Genomic DNA, 21705 nt, shown 5'->3' on the forward strand with positions numbered 1-21705 from the left:
GTCGACCCCGACGACCTCGACGAGCCCGAACACCTCCTGCAGCTGTTCGAGCACGCCGACGCCGCGGTCGTCGGCCGCCCCCACGAGAACGTCAGCGAGCAGAGCGACGTCAGCACCGAGGTCGGCTCCGCGTTCGCCGCAGCCTACCGCGACGTGCTGAACGCCCGCCTCGACACGAAGTGGTGTCTCACGCACTACCCCGCGCCCGCGGACGCCCAGCTCGCGGAGATGTCCACGGCGGCCTACGAGGACTTCGTCTACGACGCGATGCTCAAAGACTGGGACGCGGTCGAGGCCCACCAGGAGCAGATGGTCGAAATCCTCGACCCCGCCGAGGAGGTCCACATCGTCTCCGGCGACACGACGGACGTCACGATGAGCGTCGCGAACATGACGACGCTGAACGACTGCGGGACGAACAACCTCCCCGCGGGCGAGGTGTTCACGGCGCCCGTCCCAGACTCCGTGGAGGGCGAAGTCCTCTTCGACAAGCCGGTCTACCACCAGGCCCGCGAGATTCAGGGCGCGTGGCTGAAATTCGAGGGCGGTGAGGTCGTGGACTTCGCCGCCGACCAGAACGAGGACGTCCTCGAGGGCATCCTGAACACGGACGACGCGCGCGCCGGCTCGGCGAGCTGGGCATCGGGATGAACCGGGACATCGACCGGTTCACGTACAACATGCTGTTCGACGAGAAGATGGGCGACACCGTCCACATGGCGCTCGGCCGCGCGTACCCCGCGACGGTCGGCGAGGGCGTCGAGCAGAACGACTCCGCGAAGCACGTCGACATGATTGTGGACATGAGCGAGGACTCGTACATCGAGGTCGACGGGGAAGTCGTCCAGCGGAACGGGACGTTCACGTTCGAAGACGGGTTCGAAGAGTAGCGTGGGCCGGAGTGAGCACAGCGAGCGAGACCCACGGTGTAGCGAGCGGGGACCACAGCGACCCGCGAGCAGGAGCGGGGCCGAACGCAGTGAGGGCCCGCGGGAAAGACGAACGGCGAGCGGAGCGAGCCGTGAGGACGGATTCGACGCGTAGCGGCCTTTTTCGCGTCCTGCCGAACGCAGTGAGGCAGGGCTCGGGAGAGCTTGCTCTCCCGGCGTAGATCTTTGCGCGGGAGCGTAGCGAGCACCGCAAAACGGGACGCCACAAAGCGTATGGCGGCTTCGTGTCCCCGCTCGTTCGACGGAACGCCCGCTATCGGGGCGGAGCCGCGCTCTCCCGCGCTGGCATGTTATCATCTACCAACCCTCGTTTTAAGTCAGTGGCGTGTGTACGGCTGTCACGTGCCAAAGCTCGACTGCCCCGACTGTGGTCGCGACATCGCGATGCACGAACTCGAGACGCGAACTGTCGCCCAGACCACGGGATTCGAGACGAGCTACCGCTGCCCGTTCTGCCGCGCGGACTTCGAGGAAGTCGCACAGCTGATGTGACCCCGGGAGTTCGGCGTGACGCGCGGGCACGACCGCGACCCCAGTAGTCGCTAGTCGCTCGAACGTGCGGAATTTGAGTTCTGTATGTACGCGGGGCGGAGCCGCGCGTTTCGCTGCGCCAACGGCGCGAGCGAGGAACCCCACCGAAGTAAAACGGTACACGGGCACGAGGGGATTCGAACCGTCGGGAGACGGTCCGCTCGCTTCGCTCGCGGCTGCGACTCCCGGGGTTCGAACCCTGTACCGCTTCGCTCCTCGCGTCCATTCGTCGCAGAAGCGGGCACGAGGGGATTCGAACCGATGCGAGACTCACCGCGTTCGCCTCGCAGGGTTTCGAACCCCCGTCGAGCCGGTTCGGTCGTCGCGTCGCTCCTCCCTGCACGGGCACGAGGGGATTCGAACCCCCGGCATTTCGGTTAGAAGCCGAACGCTCTGTCCGAACTGAGCTACGTGCCCCGACGGGGGATAGATGCGACGCGAGTAAAAACCGACGGGTTGCGTCCGCTGGAGAGTCGAAGCACACAGGTACGGTGGGCTGCTACGTCGGCGTAATGAGAGTCATCGGTACCGTGGGGATGCCGGGCAGCGGCAAGAGCGAGGTCGCCGCCGTCGCGGAGTCGCTCGGCGTCCCGGTCGTCGTCATGGGTGACGTCATCCGGCAGGAGTGCCGGGACCGCGGGCTGGACCCGGCGGAACACCACGGCCGCATCGCACAGCAGCTCCGCGAGGAGCGCGGGCCGGGCGCCATCGCGGAGCGCTCGCTGCCCGTCATCCGCGACCACCTCGAGGACAGCGACGTCGTGCTCGTGGACGGCATCCGGTCGGGCGTGGAGGTCGAACAGTTCCGGGACGCGTTCGACGGCGCGTTCACGCTCGTGGAGGTGTACGCGCCCTACGACCTGCGCCGCGAGCGCATCGAGGGGCGCGGCCGCCCCGGCGACGTGGACGGCGAGTCGCTGGCGGACCGCGAGGAGCGCGAGCGCGGGTTCGGGATGGACGAGGCCATCGAGGCCGCGGACGTCCGCGTGGAGAACACGGGCACGCTCGAGGAGTTCCACGAGCGCGTGGAGGAACTGCTCACCGAGGCCGTCGACGACGCCCCGGAGGTGGAGGAGTCGTGAGCGACGACCGCGGCGTCCTCTACAGCGTCGACGTCCAGATCTCGGCGCCCGTGAAGCCCACGGAGGTCACGGACCGCGTCGCCGAAGCCGTCACCCAGCTGTTCCCGAGTGCGGACGTCGAAACCACGGGGGACCGCGTGACCGCCGAAACGCACGACGTGGAGGCGTTCCGCGAGCAGCTGTTCGAGCAGCGCATCCTCGACACCGCGCGCAAGGAGTTCCTGCGGAACAGCGCGGACGCGGGGTTCAGTTTCGACCTGAAGAAGCAGGCGGCGTACGTCGGGAAGGTGAACTTCTCCGTGGGGAGTCCGGACGAACTCGGCGACATCCACGTCGAAGTAGCCGTCACCGAGCCGGACGTGGAGTCGTTCATCGCGTACCTCGCGCCGAAGACCGAGGACGGCGAGCCCGTCGACGCGCCGTAGCTACGCGAGCAGGACGGCGATCGCGACCGCGATGAAGACGACCTTCGTGGCGACGTTGACGGCGATGACCTTCGAGCCGAAGCGCGCCCCCCAGATGCCGTACTGGAAGGGAATCGAGCGCTTGAACGTGGAGACGGCGAAGGAGACGACGCCGCCGACGAGCATCGTCGCGACGGCCTCCCGCGGGGTGAACGTCCCCGGGACTTGGGGTGCGATGAAGATGGCGCCCGTGGTGGTGTCGACGGCGAACGTCGCGATGGCGGGCACGCTCGCCGACGGCAGCCCGACGAGGTCGGTCAGCGGCGCCGCGGCGGCCGTGTACTCGGTGACGTCGTAGGCGGTCGTGAGGTAGACGACGGCGGTGTAGACGACCGCGAGCCGCGGCACGATACTGACCAGTTTCTCCTCGGTCTTCGCGAGCGCGCCCCGGACTGCTTCGTGCCGCGTCTGGTCGTCGTCGCCCGGGAGGTCGACGTCGGCGTCGGCGGCGGGCGCGACGTTGCGCTCCGAGAGCAGGAGGCCGCCGGCGAGCACGCCGGCGAGCGTGATGGCGAGGCTGACGCCGGCTCGCGCGCCGACGTACGTGAGCCCGACCTCCAGCCCGAGGATGGGAATCAGCACGGGCGCGTAGAACGTGAAGATGTGCTGGACGAACCCGAAGAACGTGTTGATGGTGACGGCGACGAGGGTGGCGCGGTCGTCGAGCACGCCGGCGTCCCGGTACTCCTTGAGCATCCCGTAGCCGGCGGTCGGGGACGCGGTGGTCGCGAGGATGGCCGTCCCGACTTCGTCCGGGAGGTTCGCGGGACCGGTCAGCGGCTTCGCGAACCGCCCGACGTACGCCACCGCGCCGAACGCGACCGCGAGGTTCGCGAGCGTCAGCCCCACCGCGATGGCGACCGACACCGCCGCCACCCGGGGGAGAACGTCCGCGAGGAGCGCCGCGAGTTGCACGCCCGTCGGTTCGAGCGCGGTCGAATTACCGGTGTCGGTCTCGTCACACGGCGGCGCCGACGACGCCGAGGAAGACGACGACGCCGAGCACGTCGCAGGTCGTCGTGACGACGGGGACGACGACGTCGTCGGGGTCGAGCTGGAGCTGGAACGCGGCGTAGGTCGCGGTGGTCGCGATGGCGACGGCGACGACCGCGAGCAGCAATCCGGAAACGGCCGCGATGAGGACGACCGTCGCGAACGCGAGGGCGACGTCGCCGAGCGCGTACCGTGCGAGCCACGCGGCCGCGCCGACCGCGGGGAACAGGGTCACCGCGAGCGCGAACGTCGCGGCGGCGTTGCCGGCGAGCGCGTCGTCGGTCGGCTCGAACGCGAGCGTGCCGAGGTGGAACGCCGTCGACAGCCGGCTGGCGAGCACGCTCCCGAGGTTCCCCGCGACCGCGATGATGCCCGGGACGAGCGTCAACAAGGTCGGGTAGCGCGTGAGGACCGCGCGGCTGCCGTCGAGGACGAGCCCGCCCCAGAGCTCGACGACGGTGAGCGCGACCAGCAGCGGGAACGTCGCCGCGACGATGCCGCGGACGCTCCACTCCTCGGGCACTCACACCACCCCGGCGGCGATGGCGAGCCGGGCGCCCGCGAGCATCGTCGCGATGCCGACGACGTCCCCGGTGGTGGTGACGACGGGCCCGGCGAGCGCGTCCGGGTTGAGGCCGCGCCGGAACCCGACGAACACCGTGACGATGACGACCAGCGTGAGCCCCGCGCCCGAGAGCACGCCCGCGACGAGCGCGACGACGAGCAGCGCGGCCAGCGGCGCGACCGGGAGGTCGAGCGCGCGCCGGATGCCGAAGCCGACGACGGCGGCGACAGCGGAGACGACGACGCCGTTGAGCATCGCGGCGGCGACCGCGGACTGCACGCGCTCGTCGGGGACGCCGAGTTCGGGTTCGACGAGGCCCTGGTGGAGGCCGGTCGCGAGGCGAGCGCCCAGCGACCCGTAGACGCTCCCGCGGGTCGCCAGCAGGGCGGGGACGAGCGTGAGCAGGCCGGGGACGACGGCGAGCTCGCGCTCCATCCCGCCGAGCACGACCCCGGAGAAGACGCTCGCGGCCGCGGACAGCACGAGGATGCCGAACGCCTCCCGGTAGGCGTCCTCGGCGACCGCGCGAATGGTCATGGCCGACTCCACGCGGCGACCGGGGAAAAAACCCGCCGGCGGGCGTGGCTTTTTGCGGGCCGCTCACGTACAGTCGGCCGTGCCCGAGGACCCCGAGACGGTCGCCGAACGGCTCCGCGAGCGCGCCCGCCGCCTCCGGGAGCGAGCGCTCGCCGAGCACGCCGACGGCGACGCGCGGGTGCTCGACCCGCAGCCCGTCGACCCGCCGCCGCACGCCAGAGCCGACGGCTTCCCGGCGTCCGTCGACGAGCAACTCGATCGCTTCCCCGGCGTCGCCGGCCTCGTGGTCGTCGACGACGGCCGCGTGCTCGGCGTCCAGCAGGGCTACCGCGACGGCTGGACGAACCCGGGCGGCGCGCAGGACCCCGGAGAGCCGCTCGCCGAGACCGCGGTCCGGGAGACCCGCGAGGAGACCAACATCGAGGCGGAGGTGACGGGCGTGCTGTACGCCCGGGACTTCGCTGTCGACTACGGCGGTCCCGAGCCAGTCCACGTCCCGCTGGTCGTGTTCACGGGCCGACGGGTCGGCGGCCGGCGCGCGGCGCCGCTCGTCCGCGTCTCCTCCGGCGAGCCCGAAATCGAGGACGTGCAGTGGTTCGACGCCGGCGCCCTCCCCGAGGACTTCCGGGACCGCGAGCTGATTCTCGACCTACTGTAGGCCGTCCGTCCGCAGGAGGTAGACGAGCGCGCCCGCGCCGCCGAACACGACCGCGCCCGCGAGCCACGGCGCCCGCTTCGGCGCGTGCTCGTGGCGGGCCGACCGGCCGTCGAGGAAGACGGCGACGGGAGCGAGCGCCCACGCGTGGGCGAAGACGGTCGCGCCGAGCGGGAACGTCAGGTCGAACGCCGCGAGCGCCAGCCCCACTGCGAACGCGACGACGGTCCCCGCGAGCACGTCCCGCCACACGCGGTCGGCGTCAGCGGAATCGTCGACGGCGACCGCCTTCCGCGCGAGGTACGCGACCGCGACAGCGACGTTCAGCACGGGGACGGCGCCGCCGGCCGTCCACGGGAGCGGGTGCGGCGTCCACGCCCGGTCGCGGGTCTGCCACGCGTCGTAGCCCAGCGACGCCGCGAGCACGACGGCCGCGAGCGCCGCCAGCGGCACTGCCGCCCGCTCGAGGGGCGTCCACGCGAGGAAGAACGCGAACAGGCCGACGAGCGCGCCCGCGGCGACGACCAGCTCGGCGAGCGCGTGCGTGTTCACGCCCGCCCTCGTCGCCTCCTCGTGGAGCGCGTACGTCCCGTCGACGTCCACGCGGTACGCGCCGTCCCGCGACTCGAGGACGACGCGTTCGCCGTCGAGCGCGCCCGGACTCCCCGCGGGCTCGCCGACCGCGTCCAGCACGCGCGCCAGCCGGCTGCTCGCGTGGCCGCCGCTCGGCCACGCCTCGAACGCCCGCACCGTCTCGCTGCCGTCCGCCCGTCGGCGTTCGACGACGAGTTCGAGCGCGTGGTCGGCGTCCACGTCGAACGGGTAGCCGTCGGGGACGTCCTCCGCGGGGACGCGGGTCACTCGGCGGACGAGCGCGCGGTTCGTGGACGACTCTCGTGACGCCATTCACGCCGAGGTACGCGCTCCACGGCAAAACAGTACTGGCCGGTCCCTCAGAACATCCCGCCGAAGCCGCCGCCGCCTCCGCCACCGCCACCGCCCTGCTGCATCTGCTTCATCATCCGCTGCATGTCGCCGTCGCCCATCCCCTGGAACTGCTTCATCGTCTGGGCCATCATCTTGTGCTGGTCGAGCAGCTCGCGGATGGTCTCCTCGCTCTGGCCGGAGCCCTTCGCGATGCGGCGGACCTGCGAGGCGCCGACCGAACGGGGGTTCTCCAGCTCTTCTTCGGTCATCGAGTCCATGATGACCTCGAAGTTCCGCATGCGCTCCTGGGTGACGTCCATCGCGTCGTCCGGGAGCTGGTCCATCATGCCGCCGCCCATCCCCGGAATCATGTCCATCACCTGGTCGAGGGGGCCCATGTTGTCCATGGCCTCCATCTGCTTGCGCATGTCCTTCAGGGTGAACTCCCCCTTCATGAGGTCCTCGGGGTCCCAGTCGTCGTCCTCCTCGAGGCCCGTCTCCTCCATCGCGCGCTCGACGCGCTCGGTGAGCTGCTTGAGGTCGCCCATCCCGAGCAGCCGCGAGATGAACGAGTCGGGCTCGAAGCGCTCGATGTCCTGGACGGTCTCCCCGGTCCCGAGGAACGCGATGGTCGAGCCGGTCTCGTCGACGGCGGTCAGCGCGCCGCCACCCTTCGCCGTCCCGTCGAGCTTCGTGATGGCGACGCCGTCGATGCCGATGGAGTCGTCGAACTCGCGGGCCTGGTCTTTCGCGCCCTGGCCGATTGCGGCGTCCAGCACCAGCAGGCTGCGGTCGGGTTCGACCGCCGACTCGATCTCCTCGATTTCGCCGATGAGCTCGTCCTCGAGCGCGTGGCGACCCGCCGTGTCCACGATGTGGACGTCCGCGTCCTCGGTGGCTTCGAGGCCGTCCCGCGCGATCTTCACGGGGTCGTCCTCGTCGGGGTCGCCGTAGAACGCGACCTCCGCGCGCTCGGTCATCTGCTTGGCCTGGTCGTACGCGCCCGGCCGGAACGTGTCCGTCTGAATCACGGCGGGGCGCAGCCCCTTCTTCGAGAACCACCACGCCATCTTCGCCGCCGTCGTCGTCTTCCCGGAGCCCTGCAGGCCGGCCAGCAGGATGGTCTGGTTCTCGAGGGGGATCTCCGTGGAGTCGCCGACGAGGTCGACGAGCTCCTCGTAGACGATGCGGAGCACGTGGTCGCGGGCGGACGTCCCGCCCGGCGGCTCCTCCTCTAGGGCGCGCTCCTCGATGGACTCTGAGAGGTCCATCACGAGGCTCACGTCGACGTCCGCCTGGAGCAGCGAGCGCTGAATCTCCTTGACGATTTCGTCGACGTCCTCCTCGGAGATGCGGGACTTCCCACGGAGCTTGTCGAGCGTCCCCCGCAGGGAACTCCCGAGGTCGTCGAGTACCATTATTAGCTACTGATAGGCGGTGGGGGCGTAAGAGCCTTTTTCTGCGGGGCGTGGCGAGCGAAGCGAGCCACGTTACCGCGAGCGGAGAGCACGGCGAACCGCGAGCAGCGCGCCAGCGGCGCACCACGTTGACGTGAGCGCGGAGCGAAGCGATGCGCGAACTGCGGAGCGTGGCCGAGCAACGCGAGACCACGTTACTGCGAGCGGGGAGCGGAGTGACCTGCGAGCAGCGTGGTCAACCGTAGGGAGCCCACGCGACTTTCGAGCTCTCGGTGTGTTTTTTGACGAGTCGTCACGACGGCTCTGTATGGGCGTCCTCAGTGAGCGACCGCTGGGATTCGAGATAATCGCGGCCTGGACCGGACTACTCGGGCTCGCGAGCCTCGTTCTGTCCGTTCCGCGGTCGCTGACGTATCTTCCCGTCGGCATCCTCTACGTGGCTGGTTCGTACGGTCTGTGGCGACAAACCAGACGTGGCGCGGCGGTCCTCGTCGTCGTGTGGGTCGTCGGTGCAGGGCACTCGGCTCTCGTCGAGGGGCGGGTGTTCGCATTCCTCGGGGCGGTGCTCGTCGCTGGCTACGTTTACTACCGGAGAGCAGCGCTCCAACCCTAACGAACGCACCCGTCGTCGCCGAGGGAGCGGTCCGGCTGGCGTCCCCGCAGTCGGTACGTTCAACCGCGCGCCCGCCCTACGTCGGGTCGTGCCTACGTACGCTACGAGGGCGCTCGTCTCCGTGCTCTGCGAGCTCGCGGCGGACGCCGACCCGGACGACATCTCGGTGCGGCTCGCCGCGACGCCCGCGGGCGAACTACGGCCGACGGACGGCGACCTCGGGCTGGACCCGGCGACGCCCGTGCTCTCGGAGTTCTACTTCCCGGACGCCGGGAACTCGCTGTCGGGCGTCTTCGGGATGGACCTCGCGGCGCCGACCGGCCAGACGGCGGGGCGGTTCGTCTCCCATCCGGACGGCGACCCGACGGTGTCGGTCACGGACGACCTCCACGCGACCGTGCTCGTGGCCGTGCCGCCGTGGGACGTCGAGGACGTGCGAGCGTACGACCGCGACGACGAGCGCCTCGACCTCGTGCTCGTGGACGCGGAGACGCCGGACCCCGAGCGGCCGGTGTAGAATCAGTCCTCGTCTTCGAGGAGGTCGTCGACGAGCGCCTCCGGGTCGAACTTCCGGAGGTCGTCGTACCCCTGCCCGGTGCCGAGGAACAGAATCGGCTTCCCGGTGACGTGCGAGACGGAGATGGCCGCGCCGCCCTGACTGTCGGCGTCGGCCATCGTCAGAATCGCGCCGTCGATGCTCGCGGCGTCGTCGAACTCGCGGGCGCGGTTGACCGCGTCCTGTCCGGCGACCGCCTCGTCGACGAAAACTGTGTAGTCGGGGTCGACGACGCGGTCGAGCTTCTCCAGTTGCGTCATCAGGTCGCTAGACGTGTGCAGCCGGCCGGCGGTGTCGCCGAGCACGACGTCGACGTCGTTCGCCTCGGCGTACTCGACGGCGTCGTAGACGACCGCGGTCGGGTCGCCGCCCTGCTCGTGGCTGATGAGCTTCACGCCGAGTTCGTCGGCGTGTTCCTGGAGCTGCTCGTTCGCGCCGGCGCGGTACGTGTCGCCGTTCGCCAGCACGACCGAGTACCCCTGGTCCTCGAGTCGCTTCGCGAGCTTTGCGATGGTCGTCGTCTTCCCGACGCCGTTGACGCCCGTGAACACGACCGTGACGGGCTTCTCGGAGTCGGCGATGGCGTCCTCGAAGTCGAAGCCGTCGACGTCGATGACCGAGAGGAGCGCGTCGCGGAGCGCGTCCTCGACGAGCGCGCCGGTGCTCGCCGTGAACTTCTTCTCCTCGCCGGCGAGGTCGTCGCGAATCCGGTCGAGAATCTCCTCGGCGACGCTCATCTCCACGTCGCTCTCCAGCAGCGCGAACTCGAGCTCGCGCAGCGGCTCCTCGAGGTCCTCCTCGTCGATGACGACTCGACCGCGAGCGAGCGACGACGCCTTGCTCACGAACCCGCCGCCGGACTCCGAGTCGCCCTCGGGTTCGGCTTCGGCGTTCTCGGGCTCGCTTTCGGCCTCCGCTTCCGCGGTGGCTTCGGCCGCCGCGGCTTCGGCTTCGACGGCGTCCGCCTCGGCGCCGTCGGCGGTCTCGCCGTCGTCGGCCTCGTCGCTGTCGAGTGCTTCTGCGTTCTCCTCCGCGACTTCCTCGGCGTCCTCGCGGAAGTTCGAGAGTTTGTCCTTCAGCCCGTCGAACATGCCCTTACTCGCCGTCCTGCTGCTGCTGGGCCTGCATCTGCTGTTGCATCATCTGCTGCTGGGCCTGCTGTGCCTGCTGTTCGAGGGCCTCCTTCTCCTCCTCGACCTCGGCGATTTCCGAGCGGAGGTCCTCGATGCGCTCGTCGAGGGTGCCGCGCTTCTCGTCGAGCACGTCGGCCGCGTCGTCGGCGTCCTGCTCGGCCGCGTAGCCGCCGCCGAGGCTGACGACGACCTCGTCGATGTCCTCGACCTCGGCGCGGACGTACGCGTCGCCGCCGAGCGGGACCTGCACGGTCGAGCCCGTCTCGAGGACGTCGAGGGCCTCCTGGGCCTCGTCGACCTCGACTTTCTCCTGCTCGAGCTCCTCGACTTCCTGCTCGAGCTCCTCTTTCTCCTCTTCGAGGGCCTGAATTTCCTGTGAGAGCTGCTGAAGCTGCTGTTGGCCGCCGCCGCCTCCAAGACTCATACCCGAAATTCGGGACGCGAGCGGGAAGTATCTTCCTACTCGGGAACTCGGCGAGACGCCCGCACACGTTGGCGTCAGCGCTCGTGGCGAAGAATACAGCTACCGCGAAAAACCGCGTCGTCAGTCGATGAACCCGAGCGCGTCGTCGATGCGCCCGAGCTCGGGACCGGTGGTGTCCTCGCCGACGACGTACCCCTCGTCGTTGGCGACGAGCCCGGAGCCGACCAGCGGCGCGCCGTAGTTCACGGTGCCGACGTCCGCCGGGACGCCGAGGGCGTCCTCGACGGCGTCGAGCTCCGCGTCCGTGGACTTCGGGTGGCAGAGCACGCCGTCGTTCGTCGCGACGGCGGCGGTGCCGACCGTGTTCACGCCCGCGAGCCGGCCGCGGGTCACGGGCACGTCAAGGGCGTCCTCGACGGCCTGTACGGCCTCTCGGGAGAGCTCCGAGTGGACGTACGCGCCGTTGTCGTTGGCGACGACGACGTTCCCGGCGGCGTTCACGCGCCCGGGGAGTTCGCCGACGGCGACGCCGGCGTCCTCGATGCGGTCGCGTTCGCGCTGCCGGATGCGACTGCTCGCGAGCAGGCCGTTGGAGTTGCCCGCGACGAGCGCGCCGACCGTCGACGAGCCGCCGACGTTCGTCGGCACCGCGGGGACGCCGAGTTCGTCGGCGAGGTCGTCGGTCAGCTCCTCGGAGACGTCCGGGCGGACGACGACGCAGTCGTCGGTGGCGCGGGCGAAGACGCCGACGTACGAGGACCCGAGGAAGGCAGCGCGTAACAAGTTCTTACTCTTCGTACTCGGCTTCGACGACCGTCTCGCCGTCCTCGACGAAGCGGGCGGCGTGCACGCGGACCTTCCGCGGCGGGTTCTTCTGGCCTTCCGACCAGATGGCCTCGTTGATGGAGGGATCCAGCCGGACCTCCTCCTCGTCGACCGCGAAGTGCTTCGCGAGGTGTTCGCGGATGATGGTCATCGCCTGTCCGGCGCGCTCGTGGTTGGGAACTTTCGTCACGTCGCGGAGGGGGACGGTGACGATGCGCTCCTCGAAGTCGCTGGCGGACATTATTCGTCGGTGTCGTTACGCCGCCAGTTGCGGCGCTTCGGGTTGCGCTGGACGTCCCGGTTCGTCTTCATCATGACCCACGCGGGCACGCGGCTGTTCTGGCGTTCGAGCTTCGCCAGTCGCTTCTTCTGCGCCTTCGATTTCTTGCCCATAGTGGTCGTCGCTACCACCGCCGTCGTTAAAACGTTGTTCTTCTGAAGCCGCCGTAGCGCCGCCGCTACAGGTCCACGGCCCGGGCGGTCTCGTACTCGGGGCCATCGGGGGTGAGCGTGCTCTCCGTGAGCCGCACCTCGGAGACCCGCATCGCCCCGATTTCGGGGTGGCGGTCCCGAACGAGGTCCTGCACGAGCTCCTTGCCACCGGCGTGTTTCATCCGCGCGAGCGTGACGTGCGGGGTGAACTCGTGGTCCTCGGGGTCGAAGCCCTGCTCTTCGACGAACTCCCGCTCGACGGCCTCGTGCAGCCGGGCGAGTTCGGCGCTGCCGTCGCCGACGCCGAGCCACACCACGGAGATGTAGTCCAGACTCGGGAACACGCCGAGGCCGCCGAGCTCCGCGTCGAACGGTTCGACGCCGCTCTCCTCGACGGCCGTCTCGAGCGCGTCGCTGAGTTCGCCCTCGCGGGCGTCGTCGACGTCGCCGAGGAACTTCAGAGTCACGTGGGCCTGCGTCGGGTCCACGAAGTCCAGCCCGTCGGCGTCCGCGAACTCGGCCTGCAGGTCCGCTACCGGGTCGGCGAGTCGGTCGGGGAGGTCGACGCTGACGAACAGCCGCATACCGGCCGTTCTCGGTGCGTTGCCCTTAACCTCCCGGCCGCGCTAGACGGGAGTATGACTGACCGAGAGGAGCCCGAGCCGCCCGAGGACCCGGTCGCGGACCACGAGTTCTCCGAGGGGCAGGGCTTCGACGAGCCCTACGAGGGGTTCGACCTCGACCCGCCGGAGCTCTCCGTCGACGACCCGTCGAGCGTCGACCCCGTCGACAGCCGCGTCGTCGGCGACACGCTCGACGAGCGCGTCGTCCAGAACGACGACGTCGACGCCGACGAACTGCTCGACGTGGGGCTGAGCTACCTTGGCATCAACCGCCACGAGCAGGCCGCCGACGCCTTCGAGCGCGCGGCCCGCTTCACCGACGACGAGGACCTCGAACAGGAGGCGTGGGTGAACAAGGGCATCGCGCACGGCCAGATGGAGGAGTGGGACGAGGCCGTCGGCGCCCACCGCGAGGCCGTCTTCGTCGCCGAGGACGGCGACTTCGAGGCGGAAGCGCACACGAACCTCGCGTACGCCCTCTGGGAGTTCGGCGAGGACGAGGAGGCCTACCACCACGCCGAGAAGGCGGTCCGGGCGAACGACCGCCTGCCGCAGGCGTGGTACAACCTCGGGTTCATCGAGAACGAGCGCGAGCGCCACGAGCAGGCCCTCGACGCCCTCGACAACGCCATCCGGCTGGGCTTCCAGCAGGCCGACGTCTACGAGGAGAAGCGCCGCGCGCTCGAGGCGCTCGGCCGCGACGAGGAGGCCCAGCAGGTCGCCGAGCAGGCCGAGGACATCCGCGAGGCCCAGGAGCGGGACCTCGTCGAGCGCGAGTGATGATTCTCAGCGAGCGAGAGACCGACCGCGGCCTCCTCGTCACCGCCTGCGACCCCGACGTCCTCGGGGAGACGTACGCGAACGGCGACACCGAGTTCACCGTCACCGAGGAGTTCTACGGCGGCGAGGAGGTCTCCGCGGACGCCGTCCGCGAGTCGCTGGCCCGCGCGAACGTCGCGAACCTCGTCGGCGTCGACGTCGTCGCCCTCGCCGTCGAGGAGGGCCACGTCGAGGAGGCGAACGTCCTCGACCTCGACGGCACCGTCCACGCGCAGTTCATGCGCCTGTAGGGCGTTCTCGGGCGTCAGCGATACCGGCAGCGCTCCCGGCACCGAAGAACAGTAGTGTCCACGGGCCCTAGCCCGCCGTAATGGAAGCCACCGAGCAGGACCCCCTCGACGTCGACGCTATCCGGGCGGACTTCCCCATCCTCGACCGGGAGGTCAGCGACGGCCAGCGGCTCGTCTACCTCGACAACGCGGCGACCACGCAGACCCCCGAGCAGGTCGTCGACGTCTTCTCGGACTACTACCGCGGCTACAACGCGAACGTCCACCGCGGCATCCACCAGCTCAGCCAGGAAGCCTCCATCGCGTACGAGGAGGCCCACGACCGCCTCGCCGAGTTCGTCGGCGCGGACGGCCGCGAAGAGATGATCTTCACGAAGAACACCACGGAGTCCATCAACCTCGTGGCGTACGCGTGGGGCCTCAACGAGCTCTCGGAGGGCGACGCGGTCGTGCTCTCGGAGATGGAGCACCACTCGTCGTTCGTGACGTGGCGCGAGATCGCGAAGAAGGTCGGCGCCGAAGTCCGGTACATCCGCGTCGACGAGGACGGCTACCTCGACATGGACCACGCCGCGGAGCTCATCGACGAGGACGTCGAGATGGTCTCGGTCGTCCACGCCTCGAACGTCCTCGGCACGGTCAACCCGATGCGCGAGCTCGCGGACCTCGCCCACGAGCAGGACGCCCTGATTCTCGGCGACGGCGCGCAGTCCGTCCCGAACCGCCCGGTCGACGTCAAGGACCTCGACGTCGACTTCTACGTCTTCTCCGGGCACAAGATGGCCGGCCCCACGGGCATCGGCGGCCTCTACGGCAAACGGGAGCTTCTCGAGGAGATGGAGCCGTTCCTCTACGGCGGCGACATGATTCGCCGCGTCACCTTCGAGGAGACGACGTGGAACGACCTCCCGTGGAAGTTCGAGGCGGGCACGCCGCTCATCGCGCAGGGCATCGCGCTCGCGGAGGCCGCCGACTACCTTGACGACGTCGGCATGGAGGCCATCCAGGCCCACGAGGAGGCGGTCACGGAGTACGCCTACGAGCGCCTCGACGAGTTCGACGACGTGGAGATCTACGGCCCGCCCGCCGACGACCGCGGCGCCGTCGTCGCGTTCAACGTCGACGGCATCCACGCCCACGACCTCGCCTCCATCCTGAACGACCACGGCATCGCCATCCGCGCCGGCGACCACTGCACGCAGCCGCTCCACCAGAAACTCGACGTCGCCGCCTCCGTCCGCGCATCCTTCTACCTCTACAACACCAAAGAGGAAGTCGACGCGCTCGTCGACGCCCTCGACGCCGCCCGCGACATCTTCAACTGACCGCCCGCGCCGCCCTCAGCCGACCACGCGGGCCACGCCGTCCTCGAACAGCAGGAGCACGTTGTAGCCGACGGTCGCCTGGAATCCCACGAGAGAGAACGCCCAGTGCGCCGGCAACGCGGGCGTCGCCGCCCAGATGACGGCGTAGCTCGCGGCGAGGTTCCCGAGCGCGGCCGCGACGTGGACGATGCTCGCGGCCTGCCGCTCGTAGGCGTCCCGCGCGGTCTGGGTGTCGAAGAGGCCGTCGAACGCGACGAGCGCGAGGGCGGTCATCGCGGCGAGCGCGCCGCCGACGAACGCGAACACGCCGGCCGGCGACGGGACGCCGTACGCGTGAATGAGCATCGCGCCCGCTCCCCAGACGGTGAGCGTGTAGCCGTACGCCCGCCCCTCCGCGAGCAGGTTCGCGCGCAGGCGGTCCCGGGGGGCCATGCCGGCGACGACGGCCGTCGGTCGCTTAAAACGACGGGCCCGCGGAACGTTTTTACGCCGTTCTACCGTACGAACGCTCAACATGAGCATGGGCTCGGACATGTACCGGCAGCAGATTCTCGACCACTACCGCAACCCCCGGAACCACGGCGAGCTCGGGGACGCGACGTTCTCCCACGACGGCTACAACCCCTCGTGCGGGGACGAACTCGAGTTCGACGTGAAACTCGAAGACGACGGGGAGACGATCGAGCGCGTGGCGTTCCGCGGCGACGGCTGCGCCATCAGCCAGGCCTCCGCGAGCATGCTCACGGAGAAGCTCCCGGGGATGACCCTCGAGGAGGTCAAGGCCCTCGACACGGACGACGTCCTCGACATGCTCGGCGTGGAAGTGACGCCGATGCGCGTGAAGTGCGCGGTGCTCTCCGAGAAGGTCGTCCAGGACGGCGCGAAAATCTACGAGGCGAAGCCGACGTCGAAGAGACGACCACCGAAGACGACGACTAGCGCTCGCCGATACGCTCACTTCTCGTCTTTCCGCGAAATAGCGACGGCTCTCGTTCCATCATCCAATTATCGCTGCAAGCATTCGCGGTGCGAGCGGCTTGAAAAGCCCGAGCGCCGCGATTCACTCCGCGACCGAACGAAGTGAGGGAGCGGAGGCCGACGAACCCCAGAGGGGGTGAGGAGTGCTTTTAGCGTAGCTTTTGCCAGCCGAGCGAGACCGAAGGTCTCGCTGGCCGTGCGAACGGGCGCTACGCGCCCGTGAGCAGAGAGCGCGGCGAAGCCGCGCCGTAGAGCAAAAGGTGCTGCTATTCGGGCTTCAGGCCGCCGTCCTGGACGCGCATGACGGCCTCGCCGTCGGCGAGGTTGGGCGCGTCGACGAGCTTGACGATGCGCTTGTCGTTCTTGGACTTCCGGAGGTACATCCGGAACGTGGACTTGTGGCCGAGGATGTTGCCGCCGATGGGCTTGGTGGGGTCGCCGAAGAACGAGTCCGGGTTGGACTGCACCTGGTTGGTGACGACGACGGCGGCGTTGTAGAGGTTGCCGACCTTGTCGAGGTCGTGGAGGTGTTTGTTGAGCTTCTGCTGGCGGTCGGCGAGCTCGCCGCGGCGACGTACTCCGCGCGGAAGTGCGCGGTCAGCGAGTCGACGCAGAGCAGGCGGACGGGGTACTCGTCGTCCTCGTACTCGCTGGCGATGTCCTGGGCCTTCTCCGCGAGCAGCATCTGGTGGTTGGAGTTGAACCCCTTCGCGACGTGGATCTTGTCGAGGAAGTCCTGGACGAGCTCCTCCATCGCTTCCTCGTCGTCGGGACTGCCCTCGATGTCGCGGTCGTCCATCGCGGCCTGGAGCTGTTCGTCGCTGAGCCCGCGCACCATGTCGTCGATGCGCTCGGGGCGGAACGTGTCCTCGGAGTCGATGAAGATGGCGCGGCCGCGAAGCCCGCCCTGCTCCTGGGGGAGCTGGACGTTCACGGAGAGCTGGTGGGTGACCTGTGACTTGCCGGCGCCGAACTCGCCGTACACTTCGGTGATGGACTGGGTCTCGACGCCGCCGCCGAGCATCTCGTCGATCTCGGGGACGTTCCACGTGAGCTTCCCGATCTGTTCGCGGCGTTCGAGGACGGCCGCGCCGGTCTCGAACCCGCCGACGTCGGCGGCCTCGCGGGCGCCCTGGATGACGTCCGCGGCGGTGCTGTCGCCGATGTCGGCGGTGTTGGAGAGCTCGCCGGCGGACGCGACGGCGATGCTCTGGAACGACTCGAATCCGTTCTCTCGGAGTTTCTCCGCGGTCGCGGGGCCGACGCCGGGGAGTTCCTCGAGGTCTGCTTCGGGCATGTACCCGTGGATTGTCCCCACCGCCTCATAAAGCCTCGTATACACCGTACTGAAAGTGAAAATGCGGGACGGGGCGGCCGGCCGTCCCACGACGGGCAACTTAACAGGCAGCGCGGCCTACACCGGCGTATGACTGACGCAGGGACCTTCTGCCCCCGATGTGGCGACCCCATCGAGGGGGACGGCGCCGACGAGCGCGAGGGCGCTCGTACGAGCCAGCAGTCCTCGGGGGCGTCCGCGGGCGTGACTCGCCGCGAGCGCGCGCTCTGCGACGCCTGCTACTTCGAGGACTTCGAGTTCGTGGACGCGCCCGAGCGCATCGAAGTGATGGTGTGCGCGCGCTGCGGCGCCGTCCACCGCGGGAACCGCTGGGTGGACGTCGGCGCGGAGGACTACACCGACGTCGCCATCGAGGAGACCACGGAGGCGCTGGCGGTCCACGTCGAGGCCGAGGACGTCGACTGGGAGGTCCGCCCCGAGCAGGTCGACCAGAACACCATCCGGATGCACTGCCTGTTCTCGGGGGTCGTCCGCGGCGAGGTCCGCACCGAGGAGGTCGTCGTCCCGGTGAAGGTGAGCCGCCAGACGTGCAAGCGCTGCGGCCGCATCGCGGGCGACTCGTTCGCGTCCATCGTGCAGGTGCGGGCGGTCGGCCGGGACCCGACCAGCGAGGAGACCGAGCGCGCGGCCGAGCTCGCCCACCGCATCGTCGCGGACATGGAGGAGACCGGCGACCGGAACGCGTTCGTCACGGACGTCTCCGAGGCCGAGTCCGGCATCGACCTCAAGCTCTCGACGAACAAGATCGGGCTGAAGCTCGCGAACAAGCTCGTCGAGGAGTTCGGCGGCGGCTTCGAGGACCACGAGAAGCTCGTCACCGAGGACGAGGACGGCAACGAGGTCTACCGCGTGACCTACGCCGTCCGCCTCCCCGAGTTCACGCCCGGCGACGTCATCGACCTCGCGGACGACGACGGCGGCCCCGTGCTCGTGCGCTCGGTCCACGGCAACCTGAAGGGCGTCCGCGTCACGACGGGCGAGCCCTACGAGGCGAGCTACGAGGACGGCGACGCGCCCGACGCCCGGAAGCTCGGCGAGCTCGGGGACGCCACGGACGCCACCGTCGTCACCGTCGAGGACGACAACGCCGTCCAGATTCTCGACCCCGAGACCTACGAGTCCAAGACCGTCCCGTGCCCGGACTACGTGGACGCCGACGCCAGCACCGTCCCCGCGCTGAAGTCCCGCGCCGGCCTCCACGTCCTCCCGGAAGCGTGACGCGCCTCGCCGTCGTCGTCCCGAAACCCGACTCCGAGGCCCGCATCGCCGCCCTCGAAGCAGAGGGCGTCTACGACGACGGCCGGAAAGTCGTCGAGCACGACGCCGAGCGCGTCGAACTCCCGGTCACGGGGCGCCCGATCGAGACCGACTTCGAGTGCACCGTCGAGCAGGCCGACCCCGAACTGCGCGCGCCCGGCCTCGACGACCTGCTCCGCGAGCGCGGGTGGAGCGAGCGCGACCGCGACCGCGCGCCGTCCTCGTGGGCGGTCGTCGGCACCGTGATTCTCGCGGACTTCACCGACTGCCCGAACCCCGAAGCGGTCGGCGAGGCGCTGCTGGACCTCCACAGCGAGGCCGACACCGTGCTCGCCCGCGGCGGTATCGACGGCGAGCACCGCGAGCCGGACGTCTCCGTGGTCGCGGGCGAGGGCGACACCGAGACCGTCCACACCGAGCACGGCACGCAGTACGCGCTGGACCTCTCCCGGGTGATGTTCGCGCCGGGGAACAAGGCCGAGCGCGCCCGCATGGGCGAGGTCGCGAGCGACGGCGAGCGCGTCCTCGACATGTTCGCGGGCGTCGGCTACTTCGCGCTCCCGATGGCCCGGGCGGGCGCCGAGGTGACGGCCGTCGAGAAGAACCCCGAGTCGTTCCGCTACCTCGCGGAGAACGCCCAGCTCAACGGCGTCGGGGAGAATCTGGACTGCGTGCTCGGGGACTGCCGCGAGGTCGACAGCGAGGCCGACCGCGTCGTGATGGGGTACTACGACGCGCTCGGCGGCGGCCCCGTCGACGACGTGGAGACGGAGGATGGCGGGCCGGGCTATCTGGACGCCGCGCTCGAGAACCTCGTCTCCGGGGGCGTGCTGCACGTCCACAGCGCCGTCCCCGAGGCCGAACGCTGGGAGCGCCCCGAGCGGCGGCTGCGCGCGGGCTGCGAGCGCGCCGGCCGCGCCCTCGAAATCGAGGCGCGGCGCGTCGTGAAGTCTCACAGCGCGGGCGTCGACCACGTCGTGCTGGACGCCCGCGTCGCGTAACCAGTACGGCTTTGACGGACGGCGCCCTCTGCGGTGGTATGACGCGGGACCAAGTACTCGCCATCTTCCTCACCGTGCTGATGCTGGGGTCGTCGCTCGTCTACGGCCTCTCGTTCTTCTAGCTACTCGGCGTCCCAGACGTCCGCGACCGGGCTCCCGGAGCCGGACCCGCGCTTGCCGTCGTCGCGGTCGTCGCTCGCGGTGTGCTGCCCGCTCGTGGACGTGTTCGAACGCGACTCGCCGGCGTACGTCGGCTCCACCTGGTCGACGCCGCCCGAGCTCTCGGCGAGCGCGGCCGCGGGGTCGGGCTCGGGGAGGTCGGGGGTCGTCATCGCGTCGACCTGGTCCTCGAACCACGGCGGCATGTCGGTGCGCGCGCGGTCGAAGAGGTCGAGGATGCTCGAGTCCGCGACGTAGGTCGCGCCGTGGTCATCGGGCGCGCGGACGACGCGCCCGCAGGCCTGAATCACCGTGCGCAGCGCCGTCCGGTAGTACCACGCCCACTGGCCGTCCGCGAGCCGGGCGGCGACCCGGGAGTCGTTCGTGTTGAGGAACGGCGCCTTGCAGAGCACCTGCCAGCGCCCGAGGTCGTACGCGAGGTCCAGCGCCTCCTCCATCTTCACCGCGACGAACACCTCCGGGTCGTCGCTGGCCTTCCAGCGCTCCAGCTCGGCGTCCCGGGTGTCCGAGTCGTGGGTGCGCACGCGCTCGCCGACCCCGAACTCCTCGAGGCGGCCCGCGAGCTTCTCCGCGATGTCGTAGGAGTGGGCGTGCACGATGCCCTTCTCGTCGGGATGGCGGGCCATCACGCGGACGACGGTCTCGGCCAGTTTCGGGAGCGTCGTCTCGCGCTCCTCGTAGGTCATCTTCCCCTGCGTGACGTCGTACAGCGGGCGGTGCTCGAGGGGGAACGTGTGTTCGACGTCGACGAGCGCGACGTTCGACGGGTCGAGGCCGACGCTCCGGCAGAACGCCTCCTTGTTGAGGATGGTCGCCGAGAGCAGCGCGTGCTTGTTCGCGCGGTCCCAGACCGTGTGCTTGAGGTAGCGCTCGGGGTCCATCGGCTTCACCGTCACCGACTGGTCGTCGGCGTCGACGACCCACGTGGTCGCGGACTCGGGGTCCTCGTAGTCCTCGACGAACCAGTTCAGCTCCGAGATGAGCTCCTGGAGGCGGTCGCGTTTCGCGGCCTCCTCGGGCGTGAGTTCGTCCTGTCCGAGCAGTTCGTCCTTCGCGCCCTCGCAGGTCCGCACGAGGTGTTCGGCGAAGTTCACCGCGCCGTCGGGGTCGCCGTCGACGTCCGGCACGCGGACGTCCTCCCAGACGGGGACGGTGTGCTCGTTCAGGTCGATGGTGGCGTACATCTCCGCCCACTCCGCGAGCCCGTGGGCTTCGTCGACGACGCAGACGTCGCGCTTGCGGAACACCTCCGAGCCCGCGGTGCGCATGAAGTACGCCAGCGTCATCGCGGCGAACTCCCGCGAGGACGCGATGGCGCGGTCCGAGAAGTACGGGCAGCGGTGTTTGACGGCGCAGTCGTAGCCGCGCTCGCGGGCGCAGGGCGCGCGGTCGACGGGCGTGTCCTCCTCGCCCGGGAGGATGCACGTGTAGTTGGACTTCCCGCGGATGAGCTTGAGGTCCTCGAGCAGGTCGTCCTCGGCGACGTCGTCGAGCTGGGAGACCTGCGGCGTCGTGTAGTACGCGCCGGTCGCGTCCACGGGGTCGGCGTCCTCGACGCGGCGCGCGCAGCCCATGATGGCCCGCGCGATGAGGCTCTTCCCGCTGCCGGTGGGCGCGCGCACCAGCACCACGTCGTTGCCCGCCTCGAACGCCTCGCGGACGTCCCGCAGCGCCCGCTCCTGGGCGCCCCGGAACTCGGGGGCGGGGAACTCCGCGACGATTCGCTCCGGGTTCACTGCCCGATGGCAGGCGCGCCGTCGGGTTAACCCCACCGCTCCGCGCCACCCGGCGGCCTCCTTTAACACGACG

24 protein-coding genes, 1 tRNA gene and 3 pseudogenes are annotated in these 21705 nt (G+C 69.8%); 13 read left to right on the forward strand and 15 right to left on the reverse strand.

Annotated features, from left to right (window positions below):
• Together GJ634_RS04755 and GJ634_RS04760 are read left to right on the forward strand one after the other, a co-directional pair.
• Window positions 1–890: pseudogene (locus tag GJ634_RS04755) on the forward strand (aminopeptidase); the annotation flags it as partial.
• A 402-nt stretch (window positions 891–1292) separates the two neighbouring features.
• Entirely contained in the window at window positions 1293–1442 is a 150-nt protein-coding gene (locus tag GJ634_RS04760) for a hypothetical protein (RefSeq protein ID WP_157500748.1), read from the forward strand.
• Between the two features lie 381 nt (window positions 1443–1823).
• Here the strand turns inward: GJ634_RS04760 and GJ634_RS04765 are convergent.
• Window positions 1824–1898, reverse strand: a tRNA-Arg gene (locus GJ634_RS04765).
• A gap of 95 nt (window positions 1899–1993) precedes the next feature.
• Between GJ634_RS04765 and GJ634_RS04770 the strand changes: the two genes are divergently transcribed.
• Entirely contained in the window at window positions 1994–2563 is a 570-nt protein-coding gene (locus GJ634_RS04770; RefSeq protein WP_157500749.1) for an AAA family ATPase, read from the forward strand.
• A complete protein-coding gene (locus GJ634_RS04775; protein ID WP_331713993.1) occupies window positions 2560–2988 on the forward strand; it encodes an RNA-binding domain-containing protein in 429 nt (142 codons plus the stop codon). The genes GJ634_RS04770 and GJ634_RS04775 overlap by 4 nt, the downstream gene beginning before the upstream one ends.
• Here the strand turns inward: GJ634_RS04775 and GJ634_RS04780 are convergent, their stop codons facing one another.
• From GJ634_RS04780 to GJ634_RS04790, 3 genes are read right to left on the reverse strand one after another with little or no spacing between them, the layout of a single operon-like run.
• Window positions 2989–3942, reverse strand: a complete 954-nt coding sequence (locus GJ634_RS04780) for a hypothetical protein (protein ID WP_231736939.1) — start codon at window positions 3940–3942, stop codon at window positions 2989–2991.
• Between the two features lie 43 nt (window positions 3943–3985).
• Window positions 3986–4543: a magnesium transporter gene (locus GJ634_RS04785; RefSeq protein WP_331713994.1), complete on the reverse strand. Its 558-nt coding sequence runs from the start codon at window positions 4541–4543 to the stop codon at window positions 3986–3988.
• Window positions 4544–5122: a magnesium transporter gene (locus GJ634_RS04790; protein WP_157500750.1), complete on the reverse strand. Its 579-nt coding sequence runs from the start codon at window positions 5120–5122 to the stop codon at window positions 4544–4546.
• 79 nt (window positions 5123–5201) lie between these two features.
• On the opposite strand from GJ634_RS04790, the gene GJ634_RS04795 reads away from it, so the two are divergent.
• Window positions 5202–5780 carry an NUDIX domain-containing protein gene (locus tag GJ634_RS04795; protein WP_197425397.1) on the forward strand — a complete coding sequence of 193 codons (579 nt, stop codon included), beginning with the start codon at window positions 5202–5204 and terminating at the stop codon, window positions 5778–5780.
• On the opposite strand, the gene GJ634_RS04800 is transcribed toward GJ634_RS04795, so the two are convergent.
• Both GJ634_RS04800 and GJ634_RS04805 read right to left on the reverse strand, forming a co-directional pair.
• Window positions 5772–6683, reverse strand: a complete 912-nt coding sequence (locus GJ634_RS04800) for a hypothetical protein (RefSeq protein WP_157500752.1) — start codon at window positions 6681–6683, stop codon at window positions 5772–5774. The two genes, GJ634_RS04795 and GJ634_RS04800, sit on opposite strands and share 9 nt — an antisense overlap.
• 47 nt (window positions 6684–6730) lie before the next feature.
• Window positions 6731–8122: a signal recognition particle protein Srp54 gene (locus GJ634_RS04805; protein WP_157500753.1), complete on the reverse strand. Its 1392-nt coding sequence runs from the start codon at window positions 8120–8122 to the stop codon at window positions 6731–6733.
• 307 nt (window positions 8123–8429) lie between these two features.
• Here GJ634_RS04805 and GJ634_RS15320 point away from each other — a divergent pair, with 307 nt between their 5' ends.
• Both GJ634_RS15320 and GJ634_RS04810 read left to right on the forward strand, forming a co-directional pair.
• The gene (locus GJ634_RS15320; RefSeq protein WP_197425398.1) at window positions 8430–8735 is read left to right on the forward strand and encodes a hypothetical protein; all 306 of its coding nucleotides are present in this window, start codon (window positions 8430–8432) and stop codon (window positions 8733–8735) included.
• Window positions 8736–8823: 88 nt separating this feature from the next.
• On the forward strand, window positions 8824–9252 hold the full coding sequence (locus tag GJ634_RS04810; protein WP_331713995.1) for a hypothetical protein: 429 nt from the start codon (window positions 8824–8826) through the stop codon (window positions 9250–9252).
• Between the two features lie 2 nt (window positions 9253–9254).
• Here the strand turns inward: GJ634_RS04810 and ftsY are convergent, their stop codons facing one another.
• From ftsY to thpR, 6 genes are all read right to left on the reverse strand, one after another.
• A complete protein-coding gene (gene ftsY / locus GJ634_RS04815) occupies window positions 9255–10382 on the reverse strand; it encodes a signal recognition particle-docking protein FtsY (RefSeq protein WP_157500754.1) in 1128 nt (375 codons plus the stop codon).
• A 4-nt stretch (window positions 10383–10386) separates the two neighbouring features.
• Complete coding sequence (gene pfdA / locus GJ634_RS04820) at window positions 10387–10848, reverse strand: prefoldin subunit alpha (protein WP_157500755.1); 462 nt, start codon at window positions 10846–10848, stop codon at window positions 10387–10389.
• A 120-nt stretch (window positions 10849–10968) separates the two neighbouring features.
• Window positions 10969–11631 carry a translation initiation factor IF-6 gene (locus tag GJ634_RS04825; RefSeq protein ID WP_157500756.1) on the reverse strand — a complete coding sequence of 221 codons (663 nt, stop codon included), beginning with the start codon at window positions 11629–11631 and terminating at the stop codon, window positions 10969–10971.
• Window positions 11632–11635: 4 nt separating this feature from the next.
• Window positions 11636–11914 carry a 50S ribosomal protein L31e gene (locus GJ634_RS04830; protein WP_157500757.1) on the reverse strand — a complete coding sequence of 93 codons (279 nt, stop codon included), beginning with the start codon at window positions 11912–11914 and terminating at the stop codon, window positions 11636–11638.
• Window positions 11914–12066, reverse strand: coding sequence for a 50S ribosomal protein L39e (locus GJ634_RS04835; protein ID WP_059057931.1), 153 nt, complete (start codon window positions 12064–12066; stop codon window positions 11914–11916). The genes GJ634_RS04830 and GJ634_RS04835 overlap by 1 nt, the downstream gene beginning before the upstream one ends.
• Before the next feature lie 65 nt (window positions 12067–12131).
• Window positions 12132–12689 (reverse strand): RNA 2',3'-cyclic phosphodiesterase, encoded by a 558-nt coding sequence (gene thpR / locus GJ634_RS04840; protein ID WP_157500758.1) that lies wholly within the window; start codon window positions 12687–12689, stop codon window positions 12132–12134.
• 54 nt (window positions 12690–12743) lie between these two features.
• Between thpR and GJ634_RS04845 the strand changes: the two genes are divergently transcribed.
• The 3 genes from GJ634_RS04845 (at window position 12744) to GJ634_RS04855 (ending at window position 15123) form a co-directional block, all read left to right on the forward strand.
• Complete coding sequence (locus tag GJ634_RS04845) at window positions 12744–13508, forward strand: tetratricopeptide repeat protein (RefSeq protein WP_157500759.1); 765 nt, start codon at window positions 12744–12746, stop codon at window positions 13506–13508.
• Window positions 13508–13798, forward strand: coding sequence for a DUF424 domain-containing protein (locus GJ634_RS04850; RefSeq protein ID WP_157500760.1), 291 nt, complete (start codon window positions 13508–13510; stop codon window positions 13796–13798). Before GJ634_RS04845 ends, GJ634_RS04850 begins: the two co-directional genes overlap by 1 nt.
• An 80-nt stretch (window positions 13799–13878) precedes the next feature.
• A complete protein-coding gene (locus tag GJ634_RS04855) occupies window positions 13879–15123 on the forward strand; it encodes an aminotransferase class V-fold PLP-dependent enzyme (protein ID WP_157500761.1) in 1245 nt (414 codons plus the stop codon).
• Window positions 15124–15138: 15 nt separating this feature from the next.
• On the opposite strand, the gene GJ634_RS04860 is transcribed toward GJ634_RS04855, so the two are convergent.
• On the reverse strand, window positions 15139–15555 hold the full coding sequence (locus tag GJ634_RS04860; RefSeq protein ID WP_197425399.1) for a hypothetical protein: 417 nt from the start codon (window positions 15553–15555) through the stop codon (window positions 15139–15141).
• A gap of 82 nt (window positions 15556–15637) precedes the next feature.
• On the opposite strand from GJ634_RS04860, the pseudogene sufU reads away from it, so the two are divergent.
• Window positions 15638–16062 (forward strand): annotated as a pseudogene (gene sufU / locus GJ634_RS04865) (Fe-S cluster assembly sulfur transfer protein SufU).
• 305 nt (window positions 16063–16367) lie between these two features.
• Here sufU and radA read toward each other — a convergent pair.
• A pseudogene (gene radA / locus GJ634_RS04870) lies at window positions 16368–17398 on the reverse strand (DNA repair and recombination protein RadA).
• 129 nt (window positions 17399–17527) lie between these two features.
• Between radA and GJ634_RS15930 the strand changes: the two are divergent.
• Both GJ634_RS15930 and GJ634_RS15935 read left to right on the forward strand, forming a co-directional pair.
• On the forward strand, window positions 17528–18676 hold the full coding sequence (locus tag GJ634_RS15930) for a 60S ribosomal export protein NMD3 (protein WP_231736940.1): 1149 nt from the start codon (window positions 17528–17530) through the stop codon (window positions 18674–18676).
• Window positions 18673–19716, forward strand: a complete 1044-nt coding sequence (locus GJ634_RS15935) for a class I SAM-dependent methyltransferase family protein (RefSeq protein ID WP_331713996.1) — start codon at window positions 18673–18675, stop codon at window positions 19714–19716. The genes GJ634_RS15930 and GJ634_RS15935 overlap by 4 nt, the downstream gene beginning before the upstream one ends.
• Window positions 19717–19838: 122 nt before the next feature.
• Here GJ634_RS15935 and GJ634_RS04880 read toward each other — a convergent pair whose 3' ends face one another.
• Window positions 19839–21632: an ATP-dependent DNA helicase gene (locus GJ634_RS04880; protein WP_331713997.1), complete on the reverse strand. Its 1794-nt coding sequence runs from the start codon at window positions 21630–21632 to the stop codon at window positions 19839–19841.
• Window positions 21633–21705 lie beyond the last annotated feature (73 nt).

The sequence above is a fragment of the Halobacterium sp. CBA1126 genome (assembly GCF_009741975.1).
Lineage (GTDB): Archaea > Halobacteriota > Halobacteria > Halobacteriales > Halobacteriaceae > Halobacterium.